Origin of the sequence: Italian clover phyllody phytoplasma str. MA1 (assembly GCF_000300695.1) — a bacterium.
In the GTDB taxonomy this organism is placed as follows: Bacteria; Bacillota_I; Bacilli_A; order Acholeplasmatales; family Acholeplasmataceae; genus Phytoplasma.
Window position 1 is genome coordinate 1 of sequence record NZ_AKIM01000101.1, and the last position, 2,981, is coordinate 2,981.

Sequence of the window (2,981 nt, forward strand, 5' to 3'; positions counted from 1 at the left end):
TTTGAAAAGATATTAAATTATCACTTAATTTTAAGTTTTAAAGAATAATTTTAAAGACAAAAGTTGTCTAAAAAAACGGAACAGCGCAAAATAAAAAAACCACATTAAGTGGTTTAGTTAGTTATTTGTTTATTTTCTTTGAATAGGAGTCCAAACAATCGATCTCACTAAGAGGTAAATATCGAATATACTATTTTTATTGTTCTCAATATTATTCCTTTCTTAACTTTTTTAATTAGATAATAAAATATCATTAAATAAATTTTATTTTCTTACTGCGCCTGTTTTAACAGCTGCTTCTCCAACCGCTTTAGAAATAGAAGCAACAATTTGTTCGTTAAACACGCCAGGGATAATATTATTTTCGTTTAATTCGTTAGCAGGAATAACACTAGCTAAAGCATAAACCGCAGCTACTTTCATCTCTTCGTTAATTTGAGTCGCTTTATAATCAAGAGCTCCTCTAAATACACCAGGGAAAGCTAAACAGTTATTAACTTGGTTAGGATAATCGGATCTACCAGTAGCGATAACTCTTGCTCCACCTTTTTTAGCTTCTTCAGGTAAAATTTCCGGATTTGGGTTTGCTAAAGCAAAAACAATAGCATCTTTAGCCATAGTGGAAACCATTTCACTATTAAGAATGTTAGGTCCAGAAACGCCAATGAAAACGTCTTTATTTTTAATAACATCACTTAAAGCGCCGTCTTCTTGGTTTTTATTAGTTAATAAAGACATTTTCTTTTGTTCTTGGTTAGTCCAATCGCTATCATGAAGGATAACACCTTTTTTATCGTATAAAACAATGTCTTTAACTTTTAAGTTCAGCAACATTTTAGCTACCGCAATGCCAGCTGAACCTGTACCACAAATTAACACTCTAATGTCTTCTAATTTTTTATTAACTACTCTTAAAGCGTTAATTAAACCAGAAGCTACAACGATAGCTGTTCCGTGTTGATCATCATGAAAAACAGGAATAGATAATTTCGTTTTTAAAGCTTCTTCAATTTGGAAACATTCAGGCGCTTTAATATCTTCTAAATTAATCGCTCCAAAAACATCAGAAATTTTAGCAATAATATTTACTATTTCTTCAGGATCTTTGGAATCTATAACGATCGGAAAAGAGTCTATATCGGCAAATCTTTTAAATAAAATAGATTTTCCTTCCATTACCGGAATAGAAGCTTTAGAACCGATATCTCCTAAGCCTAAAACAGCCGTACCGTTAGTAATAACAGCTACTGTGTTAAATTTCATGGTGTATTTATAAAGGTCTTCGGGGTTTTGTTGAATCTTACGACAAGGTTCAGCAACTCCAGGAGTATATACTAAAGATAAATCATCAAAATTATTAACTTCTGTTTTAACTTTAGCAGCCAATTTACCTTTGTTTTTTTCGTGTAAAAGTAAAGATTTTTGATTTGTGTCCATAATTTTTTCTTATAAAGTTAATTTTTATTCTAAAACAATGTTTTTTAATTAATTGGATGAGAACAAAAAAAGAAAGAAAGTTTGCTAAAATAATTTTTTTAAAAATGAATCTTTTTCCCCTTATTCTGTAAACGCATAATTTTTTTAATAAACATTTTTTAAAATTTAAAAAACAACAATTATAAAATCACCTCTTTTTCCATTTTAATTTAAATTAAAAAACAACCGCTTTTATTATAAACATTTTATGAAAGAAAAATTAAAAAATCCATCTGAACTTTAATAAATTAAAATTAGTTATTAAGCAAGGAGTTAAAAAGAGAGATGGATTTATTTCCTAGATAATAGGCGCTTAACAGCGTTTGCCTCCGTTTCTTATGGTAAAGAAAAAACCGCTCTTATGAGTGGTTTGGAAAAACTTGGAAGAAAGAAAAGCATCCTAAATCCTAAAAGAGTGATAAAAAAGTTTATGATTATTTTTTTTTATAATAGCGTTAATTTATTTCTTTTCGTAATAATTAGCCACTAATTGGTTTAAAAGACGAACGCCAAAACCAGTGGACCAACTGTTATTAACTGTGCTAACTTTATCGTTAAAAGATACACCCGCAACATCAATATGAGCCCAAGGAGTATCTTCGCCCACAAAACGTTTTAAAAATTGAGCAGCTGTGATTGAACCTGCTAATCTGCCTGAAGAATTTCTCATATCAGCAAATTTACTATCAATTAAACGGTCGTATTCTTCAGAAAGGGGCATTAACCATAATTTTTCGCCAGTTATTTGTCCGGAGGAAAGTAATTTTTTTGCTAAATCATCATTATTAGAGAATAAACCAGCATGTTCTTCCTCTAAAGCAACCATAATAGCGCCTGTTAAAGTAGCTAAATCAACGATTAATTGAGGTTTTACATGATTTTTAGTATAATAAAGAGCATCAGCCAATACCATTCTTCCTTCAGCATCAGTATTGATCACCTCAATAGTTTGACCGGACATAGAAGTAACAATATCGCCAGGTCTTTGAGCTTTGCCACTTGGCATATTTTCCACTAAAACAACTACTGCGACAACATTAACTTGCGCTTTGCGAGCGGCTAAAGTATGCATTAAGCCTACTACTATAGCAGCTCCGGCCATATCGCCTTTCATATCTTCCATACCGCCAGAAGGTTTAATGGAAATACCACCAGAATCAAAAACTACCCCTTTGCCTACAAAAGATAAAGGAGCTTCTTGAGAAGAAGAACCTTGCCATTTCATAATAGCTAAATAAGGAGGACAATCAGAACCTTGAACTACTGCTTCCGCCTTATAAAATTCTTTTTGGCAAACAAACACTTCTTTCGTCACCACTACAACCGATAAATCATTATATATTTCAGAAACGTCTTTTTTTAGTTTTGTATGATAACGATCAAAAGTATAACGGGTGAGCCTCAACGAAATAGTTCCGAATGACAACAACTAATTTTTCTAAAACAAATACTTTTTAGAAAAAATTATTTATTAATTTACTATATGATAACATAAAAAAAATATT

At 31.0% G+C, this 2,981-nt stretch carries 1 protein-coding gene and 1 pseudogene; both read right to left on the reverse strand.

Annotated elements, in window-relative coordinates:
* Positions 1 to 264: 264 nt before the first annotated feature.
* Positions 265 to 1,437, reverse strand: coding sequence for an NAD(P)-dependent malic enzyme (locus RI01_RS02660; RefSeq protein WP_017193128.1), 1,173 nt, complete (start codon positions 1,435 to 1,437; stop codon positions 265 to 267).
* Between the two features lie 499 nt (positions 1,438 to 1,936).
* Positions 1,937 to 2,887, reverse strand: a pseudogene (locus tag RI01_RS02665) (leucyl aminopeptidase); the annotation flags it as partial.
* Between the last annotated feature and the right edge of the window lie 94 nt (positions 2,888 to 2,981).

Excerpts from the sequence above, each read along its gene's own strand:
- RI01_RS02660 (WP_017193128.1), bottom strand. The coding sequence starts at position 1,437 with ATGGACACAAATCAAAAATCTTTACTTTTACACGAAAAAAACAAAGGT.